Origin of the sequence: Paraburkholderia tropica, from assembly GCF_914484835.1 — a bacterium.
Taxonomy (GTDB): domain Bacteria; phylum Pseudomonadota; class Gammaproteobacteria; order Burkholderiales; family Burkholderiaceae; genus Paraburkholderia; species Paraburkholderia tropica_A.
Window position 1 is genome coordinate 180,508 of the sequence record NZ_CAJZAR010000043.1, and the last position, 22,272, is coordinate 202,779.

Genomic DNA, 22,272 nt, shown 5'->3' on the forward strand with positions numbered 1-22,272 from the left:
CGGTCTTGCCGGCGACTGAGAATCCGTTCACGACCGCAGCGGGCGCAGTGCTGCTCGTGTTCACGTCGCATCATCGCCCGACCCTGCGGTGAGGTACGGCCGGAATACGGGCGCGTGTGATGCGTATCTGACATTGCAGTAAGGCTCCGTCACAAAGCTTACGCATTGTCATGGCGCCGCCGTGCACGTGACCCTGCGCGTCCGCGTTAAGAGTAAAGCAGCCGAATTGTTGGTTGTGTTTTCTCTATCGGGAGCATGTATGAAGCAAGCCGCAAAGATTATTACCCTCATAGCAGTAGCCTGCGCTGTTCTCGCTCCGACTTTCGCGGAAGCGCACCCCCATCAAGTTTGTCACGTGGATGGCCACCACCATCGTGTTTGTCACATGGTGAAGTAGGCGCAGGGCGGCGCTAGTCGCGTTTGTTTTGTGGGGGCTCGTGGCTCTCCACGACGACGATGCGGGCGCGTCCGATATGGCCTGCTTGTATGGCAGAAGCCGTGCGGCGAGCTTCCGCAGCCGCCCCGCAACTGCCAGTCGAGTCACGGGAAACTAACGTCTGGTCCAGGCTGACATTGGGCTTCTTGTGATTCTGACTGCTGCGACAACATCATTGCCGATCGCTAGCGAAAAAAACGCTGTAGCGTGACCGTATTTTGCCGATTAAAAATAGTACTTTCTTAGGGGCAAGCGGCGTCTCCCGATCCCTATCTAAACTGTCCGTTCTAACGCGAGATAACAATTCCCTTGCGGCCATTTCCGGCGCCATACCGTTCAGGGCGAATAGTTATCGCCGTCTTCGGTTAACTTCGCTTATCGAAATAGGCAACACATCACCGACATTCAATTTATAGCTGGTTGGAAAACCCTTCTTCGTGCTGAACCGCGCAGCTAAACATAGTCGATGAATCGATTTAAGACAAAACTATGGCAGCATCGCAAGTCAGGCGTTAGTCGCCGCCAGAGCGCGAACTCCCCTGCATTATCAGGATGGCCTCACGTGGAATGTTATCTAATATATCAAGCAATGATAGAAAGATCCAACCATGCGCCGATTCGGGAAATTCAAATCAGATAAAACGGCCACCTTCTATCATAAAATCGATGGGTCCGTAATAAATTATTAATATTTATTACTATTTTATAAAATTGCAAACTCATTTCTCGCAAATTGAACTCGAAAATTTTAGATACAATTGTCATGTCATTGAGTTGGAATTGATTATTTAAACATTTGCTGCATCCTCATGGATCGAGTTGTGGGCCTCAATAAATACACGGAGATGAGATGGCTTTGCCTATGTCGATCGGCATCCTTCTTTTCAGCGGCTTCCCGTTTCGGGATGTAGCCAGAATAGTGGAGACGTGTGGCTCAACGAGCCGGCCAGGCAATGGTGCGTGGGAGGAGCCAACCGACGTCCAGCGGAATATCCACTTCCTCTCGTTGAGCGGGGGGCGCGTTGTCAGTTCGTCGGGGGTGCACGTGTGGACCGAGCGAATTGACCTCGATAGCTCCGCAAGCGGTTTCCAGATGATGGTAGTGGCCAGTGGTAACAGTTGCGACCGAGCTTGGGAGGATGCCCGGCTGTGTGCATGGCTGCGCCAGCAGAGTTTGCAGAGCGGTGTCGTTGCATCAATCGGGAGCGCTAGCCGTTTTTTCCCCTGCAGCGGCGGCCGGAGGCACGACAAAAGAGGTGCCGTTTCTCACGAGCATTAAGCAATACGGCAAGAAGCTGCACGAGATTTCGGTCGGAATGCGCAGCGGCGGAGTTCGACCGCGAAGCCGTCGAATGGCGAATTTCCTGCAAAGGCGAACGTCGCTTCGTGGCCGCGCACGGACTCATGCGTTTTGCATAGGATCGTCCGCGGATGATCGCCGACGACCGTCCCAAGGCGACCCTCTCCGGTCAGATAACTTTCTCCAAATCGGCCAGTCAGCCGGATTCAGGTTTTGCGAATTGTAGTGCCCATAAGCCGCCGTTGGCGACCTCACCCAATCGGGCCAAGAACGGTCAATCGACGACATTTTCAAACTCGTTGACACCCATTAGCGGACGGGGTGCCATTCGTCAGCCAATGCCCTCGAAAGTATCATCGCCGGATCGCCTCGAGCGACCGGCTGGCGATTTCCGCAGTGCTCAACAACGATTCCAGCGGCACCGCATCGCGTGCCTGGATCGACAAGCCCTGGACGACGCTCGTTATATATCGCGCCCATGCGGCGGAATCGACATCCGTCCTGACTTGCCCTTCCTGTTTCCCCCGCTCGAGTCTCGCTGTCGCCCTCTCGATACCTTCGGCGCGAAGTCGGCGTCCGTATTCGGTTAGCGCGTCGTCGCCTGGTCCCGCCTGCGCCATGGTGATCATGCAACCGGGCGTCGCTGGATTCTGGGAAAAAGCTATCGCGGCATCGTGAAAGAGCCGCATCATCGCATCGACAGCGTTGTCTTCCTGCTCCAGGGCCCGCGCACCAAAGCCACCAATCGTTGCCCGATAGCGTTCCATCGCTTCGCGATACAGCGCTTCCTTGGACTCGAACGCCGCATACAGGCTTTGCGCTGAAATGCCCATTGCGACGGTCAGCATCGGAATCGATGCGCCCTCGAAACCCACGGCCCAGAACACGTTCATCGCGCGCTCCAACGCGACGTCCCGCTCGAAAGCGCGCGGACGGCCCCGCGCGCTCCTATTTTTCACATCGACCATTGTGGTATTGTCCATGAGTCTGTATTATGGAATGGTCATTGTGACATATCTCGGGTCGAGCGGTGATCTTGCCTGACCGCGCCCTTTCCCACCGATGCAAACCGGAGCCTTTCCATGCTGTTCGATTCGATAGCAGACTACTTCAAGCCGGAAGCGGTGTCGCAAGATACCATCGCGATAAATCAGCGCCTCAAGAAGATGCTCGCCGCCAGCGCCAGGCCGGCGGATCTTGCCGCAGCGCGCGACGCGTACGCTAGCGGTCGGCTAGGCATTCCCGTCGGACCACGCTCGACGCGCGCTCTGACGCGCGTGATCCCCGGTCCGCGGGGCGACATCGAACTGCGCATTCTGGTTCCGAAGGTCGTGCGCGGCGCTTACCTGTATATCCATGGCGGCGGCTGGATGATGGGTTCGAATGATCTCAGCGATGACCAGCTTGAACTGATCGGACAGCGCGCAGGGCTCGTTACCGTCAGCGTGCAGTACCGGCTTGCGCCCGAGCACCCGTTCCCGGCGCCCGTCGACGATTGCGTCGCCGCAGCGCGCTGGCTGATTGCCAACGCGCAGAGCGAGTTCGGCGTGTCGTGGCTGGCGATCGGCGGCGAATCCGCAGGCGCACATCTGACTGCCGCGACGCTGCTGAGGCTGCGCGATGAGGGACTCGGCAATGCGTATCGCGCCGCAAGCCTGATGTACGGGTGTTTCGATCTTTCACTCACGCCGAGCCTGCGGCGCGCTGCGCCGGATACGCCCTTCGTCGATTCTGCATCGGTGGCGGCGATGGTCGATGCCTTCCGCGCGAACGTCGAAGCACGCGACCCTGCGATCTCGCCTCTTTATGCCGACCTGCGCGGGCTGCCGCCGGCGCTCTTCTCAGTCGGCACGGCGGATTCGCTTCTCGACGACACCCTGTTCATGAACATGCGCTGGCGGGCGGCCGGTAACGATGCGCAACTCCAGATCTACCCTGGCGGTATCCACGGCTTCAATTTTCTCGAAGGCGAGCTGGCCTCGTCCGCGAATGAGAAAGTGGCCGATTTTCTGGATCAGCTAAACCTCGCGCATGTCGGGCTCCGCGCGATCGATCCGAAAGAAGCTCTGACCTGCAACGACTAAAAAGGACATCCTATGACGTTACGAGACCAACCGGCCTACGTCATCAGGATGCCCGCGAAACCCGGGGCAGGCGACAAGCTCTGCGAGTTGGCGGCCGCAGGCATGGAGAAGTCCGGGCTTCCGATCGTTTCATCATTCTTCGTGAGGATGGGGAGCCCGACGTCTTGTGGAACATCGAGGTATTCAAGTCCAATACGGCAGGGCGGCCCACGAAGACAGTCCGCTCGCGGACGTGCTTCGCGACGAGATTCTGCAACTTCTGGCTGAGCCGCCAATGCGTATTTCGGCCCGTCACTCCGCCGCCCCTATATGAGCGCACCGATGGCCACAGCGCGGCCGCAAAAAATCGAAGGATGATCTGTGACCGGTCAGTGCTATACCACTTGGCGGCTGCATCTTTTTTTCAGCCGCCGTTTGCACGCTGCTGCCCGGATTGGCTCAAGCGGGTCCGGTTCGGCAGGCCCTCCGCGCCGGCGGGCACCGACTCGCATGCTAATCGCACGAGGCACTGACCGGCTACAAGAAGTCAGTCGAGAATCCGGAGAGATCGCTAACAACCGCGTATTGATGACTCAACGGCCAGAGTTGATAGCATCGAGCACAAGTGCAGCGGCAACGGACGAATCGATTGATTCTCGCCTTCATAAGGCTCCATGGTCCTGTTCCATGTGTGAGGCACGCTATGCGCCTACGCTACGGAAGCGATCCGGGCCGGAAACGACGGAAGATTCATCTGATCGAGCACTGGCTTGACGATTTGGAGAACATGCGTAAATGACGGCCTCGATGCCACTCGTTTGTGGAACCTGGCGAGGTTCGGGTAGGGTGTCAAATCGAATTTGAAATAGGGTTCCCAGCCGATCATCACGAAAAGGTAAGCATCAGCGACGGTGAAAGTATTGCCCGTCAGATACATTTGATGCGTCATCCGTTGCTCAATGTAGGTCAGCCTGCGGTTGAGGTTCTGGCGATGTATTTCTTTCGCAACTTCGGGCATATTCGGGTGGAACAACGGTCCGATAGTTTTGTGGACATCGGCGCCCACGTAGCTCAACCACTCCATGACGCGATAGCGTGCCAGTCTGCCTGGCTCTGGAATCAAGCCGGATTCGGGTTTCAGATCGGCGATGTACTGAAGGATGACGCCGATCTCGGTCAACAGTTCCCCGGAGTCGAGCCTGAGCGCCGGCACTCCATTCTTGGGGTTCACACTAGCGAATGGCGTTCCGTCCGTGATCAGTACATGAGGTTGCGCGTAGATGTCGACAAACTCGATTTCATGCGTGATGCCCAGTTCAAGCAGAACCATGTGAGCTGCGTTCGAGCACGCGAGTGGCGAGGTGTACAGGACCATCAATTTTCTCCGACTTTGTTGTTCAAGGTGAACAGCCAGATTAAATGAGATGTTTCTTGATGGATGTGCCGATACAATCAACTGATGTGCTGATCCAATCAACGTGATTCAAGCTTTTGGCCGAATCTGCTAGATCCATGTTCGAGTTTTGTTATGAGCGCCGATACCCGAATCCAAAGGAAGATCTGGTCGAGAAAGGATGTGGGGTTGACTGCGTCAGTTCGTCAACGAAACGATTTACTCGTCCATACTTTCGTCACAGATCATCCGTCGCTGATCTTACTAAGACGTGGTCGAAAAATCATCAGGATGAGCGGCAAAAAGATCGTTTTGTTACCTGGTGATGCCGTGGCCGTCGCGCCGGGTACCATCTGCGATGTCCAAAACGAAACTGAGCGCGAAGAGTTTGAATCTACCTGGGTCGTCTGCGCGGATATGATCCTTTCACGATTCGAAAGCGCACGCCCTACCCACAAGAGGCTAAAAAGCGCTGTTGCTCTGAAGAACCTGGGCGACGAGTTCGTGCAGTCATTTGAGCGTTCCGTACAAGCCATTGTTACGCCTGAGCGCATTCCCGACATCGTTGCCGATCACCGCATGCAGGAACTGCTGGCTTGGCTCGCACATACCGGACTGGTCTTCACTGCGGACACACCGTCCGATCTTCAACGGAAGGTGCGTCTCATGGTCGGAGCCGCACCGGAAAGGCCTTGGATTTCAAGAGATCTGGCGCAATCTCTTGCCATGAGCGAAGCGACTTTCAGGCGTCGCCTTGCCGATCAGGGGCAATCTTTCAACGAAATTCTGATTGATGTGCGAATGTCGACAGCGCTTACGCTCTTGCAGGTAACGGATCGTCCGGTTGCGGAAATTGCATATCAGGTCGGCTATGAATCGGCATCTCGTTTTTCGGTTCGGTTCAAGAAACGTTTCGGCTTTTCACCAATGGCTGCCAGGGGCGTCCCATCACAGCTTCATACGCCATCGGGCGTACCACGGATGTTCAACGACCGCTCTCGGAGAGTCTGAGGGGCCGCTTGGTCGCCTACGGAAATCTACCGTTCGTAGCTATCGACGGTGGCCATGCGCATCCTGAGAACTTCCGCACGCGGCCAGAGAAAGTCTTCCGATGGATTGCTCATGATGGTCGCTTGGCTGAGGTCGCCAACGGCCGCTTCCCGGCACTTCAGTTCGCAAACATGGAGTCGAGTGACTGACCGCTTTGGAGAGGGCCGGCTGACCGAAATGGGTCGGGCTGCGTCCGTCAGCTCGTCAAACTCATCGCAGGAAAGCGGCCAGTGAATTTGGCTGCCCGGGAGCAGCCAGTCGACAGTGCGTACTCCCGACCCACTGCGGCCGCTCGTGCCTGAAACGAGGGGGCGTCAGTTCACGGCCCAAAAGCAGACAGCCATGCAGCATTCGATAAAAGCAGCGATAGAATGCGACGTCTCCGTTGAATTGATCGCTGGCTCGATAGCTGGGACGCGACTCATACCCCGTTTTTCCGATTGCACAGCCAATCTTCAATGGCTTCGACAAGAGCGACTGGTTGCTCGATCGGCAGCATATGTCCGGAATCCGGAATCGTGACGAGCGTTGAGCCGGGAATGGCCGCGCTCAATTCTGTGGTCTCGCTTGCTGAGCGTAGATCGTCGGCGGCAGCAGCTATCACGAGAGTTGGGCATTCGAGCGCCGGTTGGCTATTGATGGTCCTGCTCAAATTCGACTGGCTGGCCAGCGCGGCATACCCGAGTCTCCTCCCCATTGACCGAATCCGCTCGATCAAGGCGTCGTCGCCACGACGATTCTGGTGAACCGATCTTGCTATCGAGGACCGGCTAAGCCCCTGAAAGCTGTCCGCGGTCAGAGTAGCGACTGCGTTCCGTTTTGCCTGTGCTTGTTCTGGCGTGTCATCCCTGAGCGAAGAGGCGATCAGGACAAGCGCTTCGACGCGTTCGGGATAGCGTTCAGCAAGTTTGCGGGCGACATAACCGCCGAGCGAAAAGCCGACGAGAACAAATCGATCCGGCGCACGACGAGCCACGTCGTCAGCGATGTCTTCGATCGTCTCAACGGTAGCCAACCGTGGGCGAACGATTTGTCGTCGGTGCCCGCACAGCGATACCACTTCATCCCAAAGCGTTTCGTCCAGCATGAATCCCGGGAGTAAAACCCAGGGAGACTCGCAATTCGTTGCGCTATTGGTCGTTTCCAGCTCCATCGTCAACCCGTTCGAACTTCTAGCGGCGCGCTTGGCGTAACAATTCATCCGCCGCAGATTTCAACGTACAAACAGCGATGGTCTCCAACGCTAACGCCAGATCCTCTATGGCGGGGTAGGATGGCGCGATCCGCAGGTGCACGTCGTCTGGATCATCGCGATAAGGGAAGCATGAACCGGCAGTCGCAAACTTCACGCCCAATGATTGCGCCAACGCTACAGTTTTCGCTGCAGTGCCTGGCACGACCTCCAGACTGACAAAGTATCCCCCTTTGGGCGATGTCCAGCGGGCCAGTCCGCTTGTCGCGAAGTGTCGTTCAAAAACATGGCTTACGAGGTCGAACTTCGGCTTCAACAGCAGCCGGTGTTGTTCCATTAACGCTTTAACTCCGCTGGGACTTCGCAGGAATCTCGCCTGGCGCAGTTGATTCAGCTTATCAGGGCCGACACTGCGCAATCCCGCTGCGTCGAGCCACCAGCGAATGTTGGCCTCCGACGCACCGATAGCGGCGACACCAGATCCGGGATGCGTCATCTTGGAAGTCGACGTGAAGATCAGTGCCCGATCCGTTGTTCCTGCTCCGACACACGCCTCGTAGAGATTTGCGAGGCTTTCGTCTACGTCCGCTAATGGATGGACCGCATACGCGTTATCCCAGAACAGGCGAAAATCCGGAGCCAGCGTGGGCATCGTGGCAAGCTCCTTGACTACCTCGTCGGAGTAGACGGTTCCCGTTGGGTTGCTATATTTGGGCACGCACCACATGCCCTTGATGCTCGGGTCTGTAGCGACCAGGCGTCGAACGGCGTCTACATCGGGTCCGTCGTTGAGCATGTCCACCCGGATCATCCGGATGCCGAAATCTTCGCACATGGCAAAGTGACGGTCATAGCCCGGCACAACGCAAATGAACGTTGCCCCGTGTTCGCCTGCAGACCAGGGCGCTGTCCCGCCTGGAACGCCCTTACGCCACGCTAGCGCGATGCATTCGTACATGAGTGCCAGGCTGGAATTCCCGTGGACAATGACTTGCGCTTCGGGGACACCGAGAAGCGGCGAAAGCAAACGCCGGGCATCGAGGATGCCCTGTTGCCCCCCATAATTTCGGCAATCAACGTCGTCGGCCGAAATCGGCGGGTCGATCAGTGCATCATCGAGCAACGCATCCGACAATCTGAGCTGTTCACGGGCTGGAATGCCCCTGGACATATCGATGCATAAGCCGAGGTCGCGAAGTTCGCGCATACGGATCTCTGCGTCGTCCCTGATTTGCTCCAGATGTTCACGAGTCATCCCCTCGCCAGTGATCCTGCCTGCTTTCGTCGTCACACAATGCCCCATAAAACGAATCAAAGTATTCCTGCCTGAAACTGTCCAGCGTGGGCTTTCAGTCCGCGCCATGTGGCCGTCTTAGGCGCCTGCCTGCTTGCACGTGGCAAGCGCCCCGATCTGCACGCATTAGCGGCCGGTGTGCTTTTTCAAACGCATCGCACTGAAGAGGCAGCCCAGCAGTGCGCAAGCGCCGCCCAGAAAGACGGCCATCCGGGACCCTGACGCGGGCCACCAGTGAAAACACTGGGCGACGAGGCCCGCACCGAGGGTCTGCCCCATCAGACGTGAAATCGCCACGACGGCACTTGCGCCACCGCTGCGCACCGCTGGTGCGCCGCTCATGATTTCGCGCATGTTTGGCGACTGGAACAGCCCAAAACCGATTCCGCAGACTGCGAGACGAAATGCGATGCCCGCGCTCGACGCGCTGCCATTCATCAGCGCAATCGAAGCCATTCCCAGCGTGAGAATGATGAGCCCCAGGCTGCATAGCAAACCTGATGGATATCTGTCGCTGAGTGGGGCGACGACCACGGCCATGAAGGCGACAAGAAGCGGCCACGCGGCAATGACGAAGCCCGTCCTTGCTACGGGCATGCCGAACGTGCCCTGAAGGAGGAAGGGGAGCGAGACAAGCGCCAGCGATTGTGTCGCGAACGCGCAAACTGAGGTAAGTGACGATAGCCTGACGACTCGAATCGCCATGAGATCGACGGCAAGCATAGGGGCGGGATGTCCGCGTTGCTTTCGCATCAGCGCCACAGCGCACGCCAGAGACGCGCACATGCAGAACACGGCAAGAGCGCTTCGGCCACCATTCTCCAGCATGCAGATGCCGAACATCAGCAGCCCGAAGAATGCGGCGCACAGGGCGGCGGAAGCGGACTCAAATCGATGTCTGCCTCCCGCGACATCCGGAAGATAGAGGGCAGCGAGTACGATCGCCACCGCTGCCACTGGCACGTTGACGCGAAACAGCCAATGCCAGCTCGCGAACGTCAGGATGGTCGATGCGACGACCGGGCCAAGTGTGAATCCGATGGCGACCACCAGCGCGTTCGTGCTCAGGCCTCGCCCCAGCATTCTGGGCGGATGGATGTGTCGAATGAATGCAGCGATGACACTCATGATCGCCGCTGCACCCACGCCTTGCATCGCCCGCCCGGTAACGAGCCATGCGAGTGTCGCCGAACTGCCGCAGACGGCCGACGCGAGACCAAAAAGCGCCAGACCGCCGATGAACACCCGCCGATACCCCATCGACTCGCCAAGTGCAGCAAAGGGCAGCAGCGCGGCAATCATTGCAATCTGGTAGGCGTTGGTCACCCAGATGATCGTCGCCTCGGTCGAGTGCAGATCCACAGCGATTTCAGGTAGCGCCGTGTTTGCGATGGTGGTGTCCAGTGCGGCAAGAATGGCTGCCGTCATCAACGCAGCCATACACATGCGGCGTCGCGCAGTCGACACGAATTCCTCTTGCACCACGGCCTCAGCCTGAGCCGGGTTCGTGGCCGCGCACGCCTGCTTCTCCAACACCGTGGTGGTATTCATTTCACGCGCCATGTCCAGTTGAGTTCGTCAGCGACCACGCCGCGCTGAATGCCGACCAGTTCGTCTCGCAACGCATCGGTCAGCGGTCCAGCCGGGATGGTGAATTCGCCGCCGTCAAAACGAACCTTGCCGATGGCGGCGATCACCGCGGCTGTTCCACAGGCGAAGGCTTCGGTCAGGCGGCCGGTTGCGGCGTCTTCACGCCATTCATCGAAGGAATACGGCTTTTCCTCGACGCGAACGCCGCGCCTTTTCGCGAGGCCGATGATGGAGTCGCGCGTGATGCCGGGCAAAATCGTGCCCAGAGAAGGCGTGACCAGCACGCCGTCCACGACGAAGAACACATTCATACCGCCAAGCTCCTCGATCCAGCGGCCTTCGGCGGCATCGAGAAAAACGACCTGATCGCAGTCGTTGCGAATGGCCTCGGCCTGAGCGGTCAATCCAGCTGCATAGTTCCCGCCGCATTTGGCCGCGCCCGTGCCGCCCCGGGCTGCGCGCGTGTAACGCTCCGAGACCCAGACGGCAATCGGCTTGGCGCCGCCCTTGAAATACGCGCCAGCGGGACTCGCAATTACGCAGAACGTGAACTGCGTGGCTGGCCGCACGCCGAGAAACGACTCGGTGGCGAACATGAATGGGCGCAGATACAGGCTCGTCCCCGCGCCTTTGGGAACCCAGGCGCCGTCCATGCGGAGCAGTTGCTCGATGGCATCGACGAAGACGGATTCAGGAATCGTCGGCATCGACATCCGGCTTGCCGAGGCATTGAACCGCCGCGCGTTTTCTTCGGGGCGGAACAAGGCCACGGAGCCGTCGGGTTGCCCGTAGGCTTTCATGCCCTCGAAGATTTCCTGGCCGTAATGCAGGACCGCGGAGGCCGGGTCGAGCGAAAACGGCTCACGCGGACGCACTCGCGCATCGTGCCAGCCGTTTTCGGCTGTCCACTGGATCGTTACCATGTGATCCGTGAACACCGTGCCGATTCTGGGGTGATGGAGCGCCTGCTCGCGTAGCGCTGCTGGGGCGGGTTGGGTCGTCGACGTTGTCGAGAATTGCATGCTGAACACTCAAATCATGAAGCTGACGGTCGCACGGGCGCAACCGTAGAAAGGACGGACGCGCGTTACTGAGCGCCTGGACGCCGCGCAGGTGCGGTACAGGCGTTATGCTCCGCTCCCGTTCATCCCGCGTCCAATATCGTTTCGTCGATAATTGATACATAATTCGTATCATGGATCTCCGCAGACTCAGATACTTCGTGGTTCTGGCCGAAACCCTGCATTTCGGCCGCGCGGCGCTACGCCTGAATATCGCGCAGCCGCCGCTCAGCCATCAGATCCGCGTGCTTGAGGAAGAACTCGGCGCGCGCCTGTTCGATCGGAGCAATCGCCACGTCGAACTGACGGCGGCCGGGATGGCGCTGCTGCCCGAGGCGCGTGCATTGCTGGCGCAAGCAGAAAAGACCAGTGCGATTGCCGCGCGCGTAGAACGGGGCGAGCTGGGCGAGTTGCGCATCGGCTTCACGAGCGCGGCGGCGCTGACGCACGTGATACCGCGTCTGATATTGGCTTACCGTCGTGACTGGCCGGGCGTACGTTTGAGCATTCACGAACTGACGACTCAGGGACAGTTGACCGCGATGCTCGAGCGTCGCCTCGACTTCGCATTTATTCGCGGCACAGTCGCGCCGGATTTGCCGCCGGCATTTGGCGCAGTGCGCTTGTTCGAAGATGCGTTTGTCGCCGCGCTCCCGCCAATGCATCCGTGCGCGAACGCGAGCGGACCGCTTTCCGTCAAGGCGCTCACCGACGAGCCGTTTGTCATGTATCCAGCCGATAGCGGAACCGGCGCGTACGAGCAGGTGATGTCGCTATGCCGTCATGCGGGTTTTGCCCCGCAGATTGTGCAGGAGGCGCTGTCTGCCGCCACGATGGTCGGTCTGGTTGCGGCTGGATTGGGCGTCGCGTTGGTGCCGGAATCGTTCCAGCGAATCGAGGCAAGCGGAGTGGTATTTCGCCCGTTGCGTGAAAGCCAGGCGAGATCGGCTATGTGGCTGGTCTTTCGTGCTGATGACGTTTCCGTGCGCGAAGCGGCATTTCTGGCGCTTGCGGGAGTCAGCAAAAAGGCTCGGCGTTCGCCGGCGGGGAGTTAGGCCGAACGACCTCCCGTCGGCCTGAACGGTCCGTAAATATGGCCGTTAATCCGTGCAAAGCGGTCGATCAAGTGTGCTGATTTGGGTCGTGCCGAACGGCCGGAACTGGCCGAACGCCGTCTTATGCGTCTCGCATGAGGCGGCGGATTCGCGGCGGCAAACGCGGTGCGCCCCGGAAGAAGCACTCGGAACAGCCAATCGCGGCCTCTCAAAAATGGAGCGTCGTGGTGTTTCACCCGCATATCTCGGCATCGAAAGGGCCTCCATCTGCTGTCGCTCTGACTAGAATCGAGTGGCCCGCAAAGATATTGCCGTCGTCAAACCAAAAATCGACTTTCCCGTTACTGAAAACGGTCACCTCTTTAAGAGAAATGCTTTCACAAAAATCCTGTGCAGCCATCGCACTCTCGGCTTCATGTAGCCAGCTCTCATTCTTCACAGGTAGAAGCCGTTGCGCAGCAAATCTGCTGGCGATCATATGCCACTCTTGCAACCCACTTTGCACAACTCGGGCAGCACTAACGGCTTCAGTTGAAGCATCTAGCTTATTCGGCACAACGTTGAGAATGACGATCGTACCGTTCAACTGCAACTGCCCTTGAACCATCCGACCCGTCGATCCAGCACCAGTGAACCCAAGTTCTCATCCTCAATACACCTAGACTCGGCCAGTTTCCTCGCCTGAATTTCCAACTCGGGATCGGGCTGTTCGACAGGATCGAGCCTATCGAAGAGACCCTGAGGAGAATCGACACGGTCATCTGCAAGTCGCAATGTCCCAGCAATCACAAGACCTGGACGAATCTTTTTCTTCAGCAAACGCAGTTGCTCGTCGGTCACCCGGCGCCGGATCGTCAGCCTGTCTAAGCGGACGGTCAAGCCGTCAATACGCCAGGCTTCTAAGTTGATCGTTGCCGACCACAGACTTTCCCCGCGTAACTTGGCGGCGGTTACACCATTCGGTCCGACAACGCCGCTCAACCCAACCTGCGGAGAGCATCCTAGCTTGTCGTATATCAACCGCTGCTGCTCTATTAAACCGCTGATAGGGTCGCTCATCTGGGGTTCGCGGGTCGATATCGGGTTGATGGGGATGCTGCGACGCGTCGGTGTCTGGCCGCGCCGGAAGCAGATCGTCGACGATTTGCAAAGGAGCGTCAAATGTCTCATCTTGGCCGGACCGCGACCGCTGTCGTCGATCCCGTTGGCGTCGCACGAGGGGCGGGTGCTCAGAGCGCTTTCGATTCCGCGCGCTGCTTGACTGCGGCGTTCATGGCCAGAAAGTTTCGCCGAGTTTCCTCGATTACGTCTTTCGTCAGCCGCCCAACGAGCAATCCAGTGAAAGACTCCGTTTGCTCAAGGTGGGTTCCTCCGCTTATGGCCGTTAGATGAATGCAATGAGTACCGTCGAAGATGCCACGAATCCATACACTGCCGCGCCAGCAGAGGTCTTGTTCTGGACGAACGAGCAGGACGGTCGGCCTGAACACCATCGAATTCGATCCTGTGCCTAGCACAATGCGGATTGTTGATCCTTCCTTGAAGTCACCGTCAACGCGAGTAATGAAGGGATTCCAATCAGGATACGCGACACTGTTCGATACGACTTTCCAGACATCGGCGGGTGATCGATTGATAAGCACGTCGGCATGCACGCTGCTATCTGCGTGAAGGAGGAATAGTGCTCCCATTGCGCCGACAACACTGACGACGATGCCTTTCAGTAGCAACCTCCGTAGTCCCATATTCGCCCCATAATCCGTTGCAATCGTTCTGCTGCGCCATGAATTCCCACATTGTTGACGATCAACCCTCCGATGTCGAAGGGCTGAAACTGGCCGAGGCCGTGTAAAAACACAAAAGTGCTCGGTTTTCGGGTGTCGCTTTACCCCTCCCGAGTCACCGCCAGACCGATATGCGTGGATATGAAGGGTCGATTTTTGAGAAAGCGTCGGGATCCGCGCGTTTTCATACGGCCTCGGCCGGGTACGGTCTTAGGGTGTCGCTGAAATTGCGCGTTGCACGCCAGTATCGAAGTGGTCCCGATACCAATTGATCATGCCTCGCATATACGGCTCGGCCGGTGGCGTCTCCCCGGCACCTATAAGCTCCGCACATGCGGCAGCTACTGCGGTGAGAATCCGGGCCGCTTCTGGAACATAAGGGAGATCGAGCGCCTCGTCATGCCGGGCCCGGATTACTTCGTATCGAGCGTTCTCTGGCAACGTCCATGCACTGACCAGAAATTCCTGCACACTCACTTGCCGTCCGTTTACCTGAACAGTGCGACTGCGATGTTCTTCGGTATAACCTGCTTGTTCCAAACGTTCGCAACTATCAATAGCTGCATTTAAAACATCACGAATCAATCGCCAATCAGTTTTCATTTCGCGCCCTTAAGGTAGCTGTAATGAAACACTCAGGGTGTCGGATCGCTTGCGCCAACGCCCCATGATTGTCACCGATCCGAGGTGTCGCGTCGAACGGCCGGTTTTGGCCGCGTGCCGAAGTTCGCGGATGTGCGTGGCCATTGCGGCCCCGCCGACCGGTGAGTTTCTGTAGTTGACCCGCTGCAGCACCTCGTCCAATCACGCATCCAACGACAGCCTTCCAGATATCAACGGCCATGCACCACGCTAAGTTTGACCATCTATCCGTCGGCGACATTAATATGTCGGGGACGGTCCTTAACGTACTACCGGTCGGGCGCTGCCACCAACAGGACGCTGCGCCGTTGCACGAGGGCAATGACAATGCACGGTCGTCCAGCGTTCGCAAGGGTGATTGCCGCGATCGTTGCGATAATCGCATCGGCATGCGTTGTCGTGCATGCGGATGAGAGAGAGCCGCTCAGCTTCATTGATCCGGCCGACGGGCAACTGGACATGAGCGATTTCCTGCTCAAGCACAAGGGGGCGCTGCCCGTGCCCATCGTGATCACTGAGCCGGCCGTGGGCTATGGCGTTGGTCTCGGCCTGCTATTCTTCTCCGGGCCGATCGCCGAGGAAGCGGCGAATTCAACAGGCGATGAGCGTAACCGGACTCCGCCAAATGTGACGGCGCTCGGGGGCCTCTACACCCAGAACGGCACGTGGGCCGCAGCAGCCGCCCACTTTCACACTTGGGACGACGACCGGTATCGTTACCTCGGTGCGGTGGCAAAGGTCGATGCTCACCTCGACTACTTCGGACTTACGAGTCAGCCCCGCGCCTATACCCTGATGGGTAGTGCGCTTCTTCAGCAGTTCCTGGTGCGGTTCGGGAACAGCCGCTGGTATGGAGGTGTGCGATATGTCTACTTCGACTCGACGTCCAGCTTCACAGGTGGCAACGTGCCGGCCAGCATTTCCAACTTCGAGCGGGACCAGCGCATTGGCGCCGGCAGTCTCATCCTGGACTACGATTCGCGCGACAACATCTTTTATCCGGCCTCCGGCGGCTTCGCTGAATTTGAGGCGCAGTTCGCCCGAAGCGGCTTCGGCGGAACCCAGAACTACGATGTTTATGCCGCTCGCGGCTTCAAATGGATTCCGCTTACGCATGCGCTGATTGTGGGCCTACGCGTCGACACGAGGTTCTCGACGGGTGACATCCCATTCTATGCACAGCCGTATGTCGACCTGCGGGGTGTGCAGAAAGGACGATACCAGGACCGCAATGCCATCTCGACAGAAGCGGAGTTGCGCTGGGACGTGACGCCCCGATGGTCGTTACTCGGCTTCACAGGCCTTGGCAAGGCGTACGGACGGCTAGAAAGTTTTTCGCAAGCACAGAACGTAACAAGTATCGGCGCGGGGTTCCGTTATCTGATCGCACGCAAGCTGGGGGTGTCCATTGGTATCGATGTCGCGCACAGCAAGGATCAGAATGCGTTCTACATACAGGTCGGCAGTGCGTGGCGGTGAGCCAAGAGCAACGACACGCCGGACTGATCCGATAGGAAGTCCTGTGCGCGCTGGCCAAGCGGCAACGCGGCCGGTTCGGGGCAGAGATGATCGAGCGCGCGACCAGCGCCAAAAAGATTGTGGGCTTGTTGCGTTCCGGAAAACCGGTCATGCTCGCGGCGGACATGGACCAGGGCGTCGACAACTCTGTTTTTGTCCCTTTCTTCGGCATTCCCGCCTGCACGTTAACGGCCGTTTCGCGGCTCGCGAGACTGGGGCGCGCGCGGGTTGTTCCGTTCGTGACTGAGGTGCTCCAGAACTATCAAGGGTACAAGTTGACGATTTTCGAGCCGCTCGCGGACTTCCCATCGGGGAACGATGAGGTCGACGCACGCCGCATGAATGCGTTTCTCGAGGAGCAGGTCGCTAAGTTTCCCGAGCAGTATTACAGGGTGCACCGACGCTTCAAGCACCGACCACCTGGTATGGCATCGGTATATTGAATGGTTCGCCAGGTCATGGAGCCTTCAGGTAGCTGTTGATTTTCACCGAGTCTTAACCCACCGGCTCTAGCGGGTCAGTTCTGCATGAACATCGACATCCCGACTTCGTCGCGTGGCAATGGCATGCCGATGCGGCCGCCGCAGCGCCGCGGGCGGCCACGAACACTGGAAGCGAAAGCGCGGCGCCTTTTGCATGAGCGACGCTCTGCAAGCGCTGGAACAGTGGGCGAGTGCGCTGCTCTCGCGGCTCGCGGCGCCCGAGCGGCGCAAGATCACGCTCGGCGTGGCGCACGATCTGCGCCGCAGCCAGCAGGCGCGCATCAGCGCTCAGCGGAACCCGGATGGCTCGAAGTGCACTGCGCGCAAGGCGCAGCAGGGCAAAACCTGCGTGCAAAGGCGGGCCGTGTGAAGCGCGCTGCGATGTTTGCGAAGCTGCGCACCGGCCGATACATGACGGTCGAAGCGACGGCGGACGGCCTCGCGCTCGGCTTCGCTGGCCGCGTCGCGCGCATCGCCCGCGTTCACCAGCTCGCCGAGCTCGCGCCCGTGGCGCCCGGCGGGCCGATCGCGAACTGATACGCGATCGTCTGCTGCACCACATCTCAACCGGCCGCTGACAGAGCCCGAGCAGAAACTCACAGAGCAATAGCCTCGTATTGTGAGCAAAGCTGGACGAGCATCGCCAGAGAATTAGCCCCCATCTTTTCCATCACGCGCGCCCGATGTTGCTTGATCGTTTTCTCTGCCGCTCCCAGCTCATAGCCGATCACCTTATTTCGACGGCCTGTCACAACAAGCTCCATGACCTCGCGCTCGCGCGGTGTCAGGGTGGCAACCCGTCGCTCGATTTCCTTGCGACGCTCCCGTTGTTCGAATAAGCGCCGCCCGCAATCGAGCGCGCGTTCAGTGGTCTCGAACAGGATCGACTCGTCGACGGGCTTCACGAGGAAATCCATCGCGCCTTCCTTCATCGCAGTTACTGCGATGTCGAATTCGTCGTGCGCAGAAAGAAAGACGATCGGAACAATGCCGTCTAGCTGTCGCTGCACCTCGATTCCGTTCGAATCTGGCAACCGGACATCCAGCAGGAGACAGGCCGGTGCCCGTTTCAGCTCCGCTCTTCGCATGAATGAGCCCGCATCTTCGTACGTCTCCACGCAATAGCCATTCGAGCGCAGCAAGCGGCCGAAAGCATTGCGGATGTGTGCATCGTCGTCCACCACGAAAACCACTTGGTCAGGAATATTCACGATGATCGCCACAAGTCGGTACTCATGCGCGCTCCTTTGAGAGTTCGCTGTCACGATACGTTAGCCTTCCTATGGCGTCGGGATGGCCGCCGGGGTTGTCAAGACTAGTTATTCGACACATCTCTTTCGTGAACGAAAGTATAGGAAGAAATTCTCGCTAATAAGGCGGCGCGGCCTTTGGAGTCGAATGTTTGACCGCTGTCATACAAGATAATGCGACCTGCATGCTTTCTCGTTCAAAAAGCGTTGCAGTCGCAAAGTTTCGAAATATGAAGCGTTCATCGAGGGGGCTCAAAGGAGGTTTTTAGTACCAGGCCGCGCTACGCATGCCACCACTCATCCCTTGCGAGCGGCAACGGCAACATGCTCGGGATGGGCGCCAACGAATTGCGCCTTATATTCAGGTACCCGAAGGAGGCTCTCACCTGGTTCGAAAACAAATGGTCGAGAACGAAGACAAGGCTGCATAGGCTTTCAGATACACCTCTTCATATTTCACGCTTCGCCACACGCGCTCGACGAACACGTTGTCTCGCCAGGCACCTTTGCCGTCCATGGACAAGCTGATGCCCCGGCTGAGTACGGCCTCGGTGAACACTGTCGCGGTGAACTGGCTGCCTTGGTCGGTATTGACGATCTCAGGTTGCCCGTACTTCGCGAACGCTTCTTCGAACGCCTCGACAGCGTGCATCGCCTCCATCGTGATCGCTACGCGGTGGGCCAGTACCTTCCGGCTGGCCCAGTCCACCACGGCGCTCAGATACACAAAGCCGCGCGCCATCGGGATATAACTCGTATCCAGTGCCCAGACCTGGTTTGCCCGATTGATCGTCATGCCCCGCAGCAGATACGGCCAGATCTTGTGCTGCGCATTGCGTCGGCTCGTGTTCGGCTTGCAGTACAGCGCCTCGATACCCATGCGCTTCATCAGCGTGCGCACGCGCCTGCGGCCAATCTCATGTCCCTCGCGACGCAGCAGGCGCGCCAGCATCCGCGCTCCCGCAAACGGAAACTCCATGTGCAGTTCATCGATCCGGCGCATCAGCAACTGGTCTGCCTCGCTCACCGGTTGCGCCCGGTAGTACACGCTCGATCTTGCGATACCAACGAGTCGTGCCTGCTGCGAGACCGGCAATGCGTGCGTACGATCGATCATCTCTTTGCGCTCAGCAATCCCGCTTTGTTGAGCGCGCCGCTTAAAAAATCGTTCTCCAGCGTGAGCTGGCCGATCTTCGCATGTAGCTCCTTCAAATCGACCTGCGGCTCGCTCGCTGCCGTACCGCCTGCGCCAAACACGTCGGCGGCACGTTCCTGCAATTGCCGCTTCCATTCGGTGATCTGGTTCGGGTGCACATCGAACTGCTGCGCCAGTTCGGCTAGCGTCCGCTCACCCTTGACCGCCGCCATCGCCACTTTCGCTTTGAACGCGGCTGAGTGCGTCCGTCGGGTTCTCTTCGTCATCTTCAAGCTTCCTTTACCGGCATTATCTCCGGCTCAGGCCCCGAGCGTTCCACTTATCCGACTGTCCGAATTTGCGCGGCCACCTCTTTCGGTCATAGGAATCGAAATCGGTTGCTTGGGCAGTCGAGGATATTGTTCGCCCACTTGACACCGGTCCCGCTAATGGGTGTTGACGATCATAAATGCGATGTCGAGCGGCCGCTTTTCGCCGGCAAGCGACCGCTCACCGGCCAACTCGCCTTCAAACTTCGGTTTGTTCCGCCATTTCAAGGGCGTCGTCGACCTATATGCCGAGGTAGCGAACCGTGCTCTCTAGCTTGGTGTGTCCGAGCAACAACTGCACAGCTCGAAGGTTCTTCGTGCGACGGTAAATCAACGAGACCTTGGTGCGCCGCATCGTGTGCGTGCCATACGCCGTGTCGTCGAGCCCGATGGAGGCGACCCACCGGTGCACCATACGCGAATACTGCCTCGTCGAGATATGCGGAGACGCATGCACACGACTCGGGAACAGATAATCGGTTGGCTTCAACCGCCGAGCTTTTATCCAGGCTTCGATGCTCTGACGGGTTTGCTCAGTGATCTCGAACTGAACCGGCCGTTGCGTCTTCTGCTGCATGACCATTGCGCGCGATCCGACGTGACTACCCTGGCAGACCTCGTGCACGAGCAGCCGCGTGAGGTCGCATGCGCGTAGTTTGCTATCTATCGCTAGATTGAACATAGCCAGCTCGCGGACGTTCGAAGACATCTGCAGCCTGGTGCGAATTGCCCAGATTTCCGGAAGCTTCAACGGCGGCTTCTGTCCAGTGAGCTTGCCCTTGTTCCACGGCACGCGGGCGCCGGTGGGACCATTCCGCGTTTCCATGACGATCTCCTTCCAGTTGAAGGGAGATCCAGTGTGCGCGCGTTGCCAGCGGTCGCAGACCGACCCTGATCCGCCGCTGGGATTCGCGCGACTGCGGTGACCGGTTCCGGAGTCAACCGGGCATTTAAGGGACGACTCTGAGCTGCCGCCCAGTTTCACGTCTGTCCTTGTGACGTAAGCCGACGCACCAGTTCAATCATATGCGCCGGCGCAAACGGTTTGCGCACATAGCCAGCAACCCTCAAAGTAGCAGGTAGCGAAGGCAGAGCGGTGATCAGGACCACGGGCACCGTTGCGAGCCCAGGGTCACCAGCGAATGCTTCGATTAACTGCCCTCCGTCCATCCTGGGCATCATGTAGTCGGTGATGACCAATGCCGGGTGCTCTGATTGTGCACAACGCAACGCCTCTTCGCCGTCCTTTGCCCGGAGCACCTGGTGGCCTTCAAGCGCGAGAAGTGCTTCGATGGCGTCGAGCAGTCTTGGATCGTCGTCTGCCACTAAAATCGTCGCCATCTTGTTCCCTGGTGCGGCTGGTCTGCGACGTCAGCAATTTTCATAACTAGGAAGTGACTTGGCTTGCAACCCTTGCGAGAGACGCGGAACCAGATGAAAGGAGGCTTTCCAGAAATAAAACAAATCGCAATTCAATGAGGTTTCGCATTGCGGCGGGAACCTCCGAGCCTAGATAGCAGGGAACACCAAACGCGGTAACGCCGGTGAACGTCGGGGAGGTGGGCGATCAGGATCGCGACGAAAAAGCTGGCCGTGATTTGCGTTAAATGCAGTGCGCGCTTACTTTCCTAGGCGTAACTTACGCGCAAAATAAATTGCCGCACTACCCGATGCGGCGATGAGTTTTACACGCCAGCGCCAAGGCACTGGTGATTGCGAGGTCTCGGGATCGCAATCAATGTACAAATTACCAACTACGCGTGCTTTCGTCCATATTTCGAAACATTATGGTACCGCTGATGGTGTGAAAACATGCGAGCAGATTTCGTGAGGCCGCTGAACTGCGCTTCTCGTTGGCTCGTTGCGGCGATCAATATCCGCTGCCAGCGGTGCAGCGGCGGCACAAGCGACCGAACTTTGCTGCACTAGAATGTCGCTTTCTGGCCGGCCGCCGCCCTACGCGATAGCCAATCGCACGACGATCCTGGTGGTCGCACCGCTCCACAGCTGGCGATCATTGTGGGCCGCAATAAATACACTGAGATGAGATGGCTTTGCCTATGTCGATCGGCATCCTTCTTTTTAGCGGCTTCCCGTTTCGGGATGTAGCCAGAATAGTGGAGACGTGTGGCCCAACGAGCCGGCCGGGCAATGGTGCGTGGGAGGAGCCAACCGACGTCCAGCGGAATATCCACTTCCTCTCGTTGAGCGGGGGGCGAGTTGTCAGTTCGTCGGGGGTGCACGTGTGGACCGAGCGAATTGACCTCGATAGCTCCGCAAGCGGTTTCCAGATGATGGTAGTGGCCAGTGGTAACAGTTGCGACCGAGCTTGGGAGGATGCCCGGCTGTGTGCATGGCTGCGCCAGCAGAGTTTGCAGAGCGGTGTCGTTGCATCAATCTGGATCGCTAACCGTTTTTTCCCTGCAGCGGCGGCCTGAGGCACGACAAAAGAGGTGCCGTTTCTCACGAGCATTAAGCAATACGGCAAGAAGCTGCACGAGATTTCGGTCGGAATGCGCAAGCGGCGGAGTTCGACCGCGAAGCCGTCGAATGGAGAATTTCCAGCAAAGGCGAACGTCGCTTCGCGGCCAGCATTCGTCTTCGCCCATCGAACGGCGGTTTAATGGGATGAACCGACACCTGAGCGTCCGACCAACGCGGCAGCCGGATGGCTCTTCATGGCCGCACGGAGTCTCAT

General features: G+C 58.4%; 20 protein-coding genes and 2 pseudogenes. 8 read left to right on the plus strand and 14 right to left on the minus strand.

Going from position 1 to position 22,272, the window contains the following annotated elements; genetic code table 11:
* Window positions 1-259: 259 nt before the first annotated feature.
* Window positions 260-397, plus strand: coding sequence for an HHHH-motif protein (locus LDO54_RS38820; protein ID WP_253074393.1), 138 nt, complete (start codon window positions 260-262; stop codon window positions 395-397).
* A gap of 1,692 nt (window positions 398-2,089) precedes the next feature.
* Here LDO54_RS38820 and LDO54_RS13355 read toward each other — a convergent pair.
* The gene (locus tag LDO54_RS13355; RefSeq protein ID WP_224010972.1) at window positions 2,090-2,719 is read right to left on the minus strand and encodes a TetR/AcrR family transcriptional regulator; all 630 of its coding nucleotides are present in this window, start codon (window positions 2,717-2,719) and stop codon (window positions 2,090-2,092) included.
* Between the two features lie 99 nt (window positions 2,720-2,818).
* Between LDO54_RS13355 and LDO54_RS13360 the strand changes: the two genes are divergently transcribed.
* Complete coding sequence (locus LDO54_RS13360; RefSeq protein WP_224010974.1) at window positions 2,819-3,820, plus strand: alpha/beta hydrolase; 1,002 nt, start codon at window positions 2,819-2,821, stop codon at window positions 3,818-3,820.
* 688 nt (window positions 3,821-4,508) lie between these two features.
* Here LDO54_RS13360 and LDO54_RS13365 read toward each other — a convergent pair.
* Entirely contained in the window at window positions 4,509-5,174 is a 666-nt protein-coding gene (locus LDO54_RS13365; RefSeq protein WP_224010975.1) for a glutathione binding-like protein, read from the minus strand.
* A 153-nt stretch (window positions 5,175-5,327) separates the two neighbouring features.
* Between LDO54_RS13365 and LDO54_RS13370 the strand changes: the two genes are divergently transcribed.
* Window positions 5,328-6,203 (plus strand): helix-turn-helix transcriptional regulator, encoded by an 876-nt coding sequence (locus tag LDO54_RS13370; RefSeq protein WP_224010978.1) that lies wholly within the window; start codon window positions 5,328-5,330, stop codon window positions 6,201-6,203.
* 460 nt (window positions 6,204-6,663) lie between these two features.
* Here LDO54_RS13370 and LDO54_RS13375 read toward each other — a convergent pair whose 3' ends face one another.
* The 4 genes from LDO54_RS13375 to LDO54_RS13390 form a co-directional block, all read right to left on the minus strand.
* The gene (locus LDO54_RS13375) at window positions 6,664-7,395 is read right to left on the minus strand and encodes an alpha/beta fold hydrolase (protein WP_224010980.1); all 732 of its coding nucleotides are present in this window, start codon (window positions 7,393-7,395) and stop codon (window positions 6,664-6,666) included.
* Window positions 7,396-7,414: 19 nt separating this feature from the next.
* Window positions 7,415-8,725 carry an aminotransferase class I/II-fold pyridoxal phosphate-dependent enzyme gene (locus LDO54_RS13380; RefSeq protein WP_224010981.1) on the minus strand — a complete coding sequence of 437 codons (1,311 nt, stop codon included), beginning with the start codon at window positions 8,723-8,725 and terminating at the stop codon, window positions 7,415-7,417.
* A gap of 129 nt (window positions 8,726-8,854) precedes the next feature.
* Window positions 8,855-10,279, minus strand: a complete 1,425-nt coding sequence (locus tag LDO54_RS13385; protein WP_224010983.1) for an MFS transporter — start codon at window positions 10,277-10,279, stop codon at window positions 8,855-8,857.
* Window positions 10,276-11,340 carry a branched-chain amino acid aminotransferase gene (locus tag LDO54_RS13390; RefSeq protein ID WP_224010985.1) on the minus strand — a complete coding sequence of 355 codons (1,065 nt, stop codon included), beginning with the start codon at window positions 11,338-11,340 and terminating at the stop codon, window positions 10,276-10,278. The genes LDO54_RS13385 and LDO54_RS13390 overlap by 4 nt, the downstream gene beginning before the upstream one ends.
* Window positions 11,341-11,513: 173 nt before the next feature.
* Here LDO54_RS13390 and LDO54_RS13395 point away from each other — a divergent pair, with 173 nt between their 5' ends.
* The gene (locus LDO54_RS13395; protein WP_224010987.1) at window positions 11,514-12,434 is read left to right on the plus strand and encodes a LysR substrate-binding domain-containing protein; all 921 of its coding nucleotides are present in this window, start codon (window positions 11,514-11,516) and stop codon (window positions 12,432-12,434) included.
* A gap of 232 nt (window positions 12,435-12,666) precedes the next feature.
* On the opposite strand, the gene LDO54_RS13400 is transcribed toward LDO54_RS13395, so the two are convergent.
* The 4 genes from LDO54_RS13400 to LDO54_RS13415 all read right to left on the minus strand — a co-directional run bounded on the left by LDO54_RS13400 (window position 12,667) and on the right by LDO54_RS13415 (window position 14,821).
* Complete coding sequence (locus LDO54_RS13400) at window positions 12,667-13,020, minus strand: DUF2262 domain-containing protein (RefSeq protein ID WP_224010989.1); 354 nt, start codon at window positions 13,018-13,020, stop codon at window positions 12,667-12,669.
* Entirely contained in the window at window positions 13,017-13,493 is a 477-nt protein-coding gene (locus LDO54_RS13405; RefSeq protein ID WP_224010991.1) for a DUF7021 domain-containing protein, read from the minus strand. Before LDO54_RS13405 ends, LDO54_RS13400 begins: the two co-directional genes overlap by 4 nt.
* 170 nt (window positions 13,494-13,663) lie before the next feature.
* The gene (locus tag LDO54_RS13410) at window positions 13,664-14,164 is read right to left on the minus strand and encodes an SRPBCC domain-containing protein (protein ID WP_224010993.1); all 501 of its coding nucleotides are present in this window, start codon (window positions 14,162-14,164) and stop codon (window positions 13,664-13,666) included.
* A gap of 264 nt (window positions 14,165-14,428) precedes the next feature.
* Entirely contained in the window at window positions 14,429-14,821 is a 393-nt protein-coding gene (locus LDO54_RS13415; protein WP_224005309.1) for a hypothetical protein, read from the minus strand.
* A 366-nt stretch (window positions 14,822-15,187) separates the two neighbouring features.
* On the opposite strand from LDO54_RS13415, the gene LDO54_RS13420 reads away from it, so the two are divergent.
* From LDO54_RS13420 to LDO54_RS38830, 4 genes and pseudogenes are all read left to right on the plus strand, one after another.
* Complete coding sequence (locus LDO54_RS13420) at window positions 15,188-16,339, plus strand: glyceraldehyde-3-phosphate dehydrogenase (RefSeq protein ID WP_224011012.1); 1,152 nt, start codon at window positions 15,188-15,190, stop codon at window positions 16,337-16,339.
* Between the two features lie 41 nt (window positions 16,340-16,380).
* A pseudogene (locus tag LDO54_RS13425) lies at window positions 16,381-16,821 on the plus strand (LpxL/LpxP family acyltransferase); the annotation flags it as partial.
* Window positions 16,822-17,014: 193 nt separating this feature from the next.
* Window positions 17,015-17,230 carry a phage virion morphogenesis protein gene (locus LDO54_RS38825; RefSeq protein WP_253074395.1) on the plus strand — a complete coding sequence of 72 codons (216 nt, stop codon included), beginning with the start codon at window positions 17,015-17,017 and terminating at the stop codon, window positions 17,228-17,230.
* A gap of 11 nt (window positions 17,231-17,241) precedes the next feature.
* Window positions 17,242-17,397 carry a phage virion morphogenesis protein gene (locus tag LDO54_RS38830; RefSeq protein WP_253074396.1) on the plus strand — a complete coding sequence of 52 codons (156 nt, stop codon included), beginning with the start codon at window positions 17,242-17,244 and terminating at the stop codon, window positions 17,395-17,397.
* A 59-nt stretch (window positions 17,398-17,456) separates the two neighbouring features.
* On the opposite strand, the gene LDO54_RS13435 is transcribed toward LDO54_RS38830, so the two are convergent.
* The 4 genes and pseudogenes from LDO54_RS13435 to LDO54_RS13450 form a co-directional block, all read right to left on the minus strand.
* Window positions 17,457-18,071, minus strand: coding sequence for a response regulator transcription factor (locus tag LDO54_RS13435; protein WP_436975566.1), 615 nt, complete (start codon window positions 18,069-18,071; stop codon window positions 17,457-17,459).
* Window positions 18,072-18,525: 454 nt separating this feature from the next.
* Window positions 18,526-19,532 (minus strand): annotated as a pseudogene (locus LDO54_RS13440) (IS3 family transposase); the annotation flags it as partial.
* A gap of 283 nt (window positions 19,533-19,815) precedes the next feature.
* Window positions 19,816-20,400 (minus strand): tyrosine-type recombinase/integrase, encoded by a 585-nt coding sequence (locus LDO54_RS13445; protein ID WP_224010998.1) that lies wholly within the window; start codon window positions 20,398-20,400, stop codon window positions 19,816-19,818.
* Window positions 20,401-20,555: 155 nt separating this feature from the next.
* Window positions 20,556-20,915, minus strand: a complete 360-nt coding sequence (locus LDO54_RS13450) for a response regulator transcription factor (RefSeq protein ID WP_224011000.1) — start codon at window positions 20,913-20,915, stop codon at window positions 20,556-20,558.
* Between the last annotated feature and the right edge of the window lie 1,357 nt (window positions 20,916-22,272).

Excerpts from the sequence above, each read along its gene's own strand:
- LDO54_RS38820 (WP_253074393.1), top strand. The coding sequence starts at position 260 with ATGAAGCAAGCCGCAAAGATTATTACCCTCATAGCAGTAGCCTGCGCT.
- LDO54_RS13355 (WP_224010972.1), bottom strand. The coding sequence starts at position 2,719 with ATGGACAATACCACAATGGTCGATGTGAAAAATAGGAGCGCGCGGGGC.
- LDO54_RS13360 (WP_224010974.1), top strand. The coding sequence starts at position 2,819 with ATGCTGTTCGATTCGATAGCAGACTACTTCAAGCCGGAAGCGGTGTCG.
- LDO54_RS13365 (WP_224010975.1), bottom strand. The coding sequence starts at position 5,174 with ATGGTCCTGTACACCTCGCCACTCGCGTGCTCGAACGCAGCTCACATG.
- LDO54_RS13370 (WP_224010978.1), top strand. The coding sequence starts at position 5,328 with ATGAGCGCCGATACCCGAATCCAAAGGAAGATCTGGTCGAGAAAGGAT.
- LDO54_RS13375 (WP_224010980.1), bottom strand. The coding sequence starts at position 7,395 with ATGGAGCTGGAAACGACCAATAGCGCAACGAATTGCGAGTCTCCCTGG.
- LDO54_RS13385 (WP_224010983.1), bottom strand. The coding sequence starts at position 10,279 with ATGAATACCACCACGGTGTTGGAGAAGCAGGCGTGCGCGGCCACGAAC.
- LDO54_RS13390 (WP_224010985.1), bottom strand. The coding sequence starts at position 11,340 with ATGCAATTCTCGACAACGTCGACGACCCAACCCGCCCCAGCAGCGCTA.
- LDO54_RS13395 (WP_224010987.1), top strand. The coding sequence starts at position 11,514 with ATGGATCTCCGCAGACTCAGATACTTCGTGGTTCTGGCCGAAACCCTG.
- LDO54_RS13405 (WP_224010991.1), bottom strand. The coding sequence starts at position 13,493 with ATGAGCGACCCTATCAGCGGTTTAATAGAGCAGCAGCGGTTGATATAC.
- LDO54_RS13415 (WP_224005309.1), bottom strand. The coding sequence starts at position 14,821 with ATGAAAACTGATTGGCGATTGATTCGTGATGTTTTAAATGCAGCTATT.
- LDO54_RS13420 (WP_224011012.1), top strand. The coding sequence starts at position 15,188 with ATGCACGGTCGTCCAGCGTTCGCAAGGGTGATTGCCGCGATCGTTGCG.
- LDO54_RS38825 (WP_253074395.1), top strand. The coding sequence starts at position 17,015 with ATGAGCGACGCTCTGCAAGCGCTGGAACAGTGGGCGAGTGCGCTGCTC.
- LDO54_RS38830 (WP_253074396.1), top strand. The coding sequence starts at position 17,242 with ATGTTTGCGAAGCTGCGCACCGGCCGATACATGACGGTCGAAGCGACG.
- LDO54_RS13445 (WP_224010998.1), bottom strand. The coding sequence starts at position 20,400 with ATGGAAACGCGGAATGGTCCCACCGGCGCCCGCGTGCCGTGGAACAAG.
- LDO54_RS13450 (WP_224011000.1), bottom strand. The coding sequence starts at position 20,915 with ATGGCGACGATTTTAGTGGCAGACGACGATCCAAGACTGCTCGACGCC.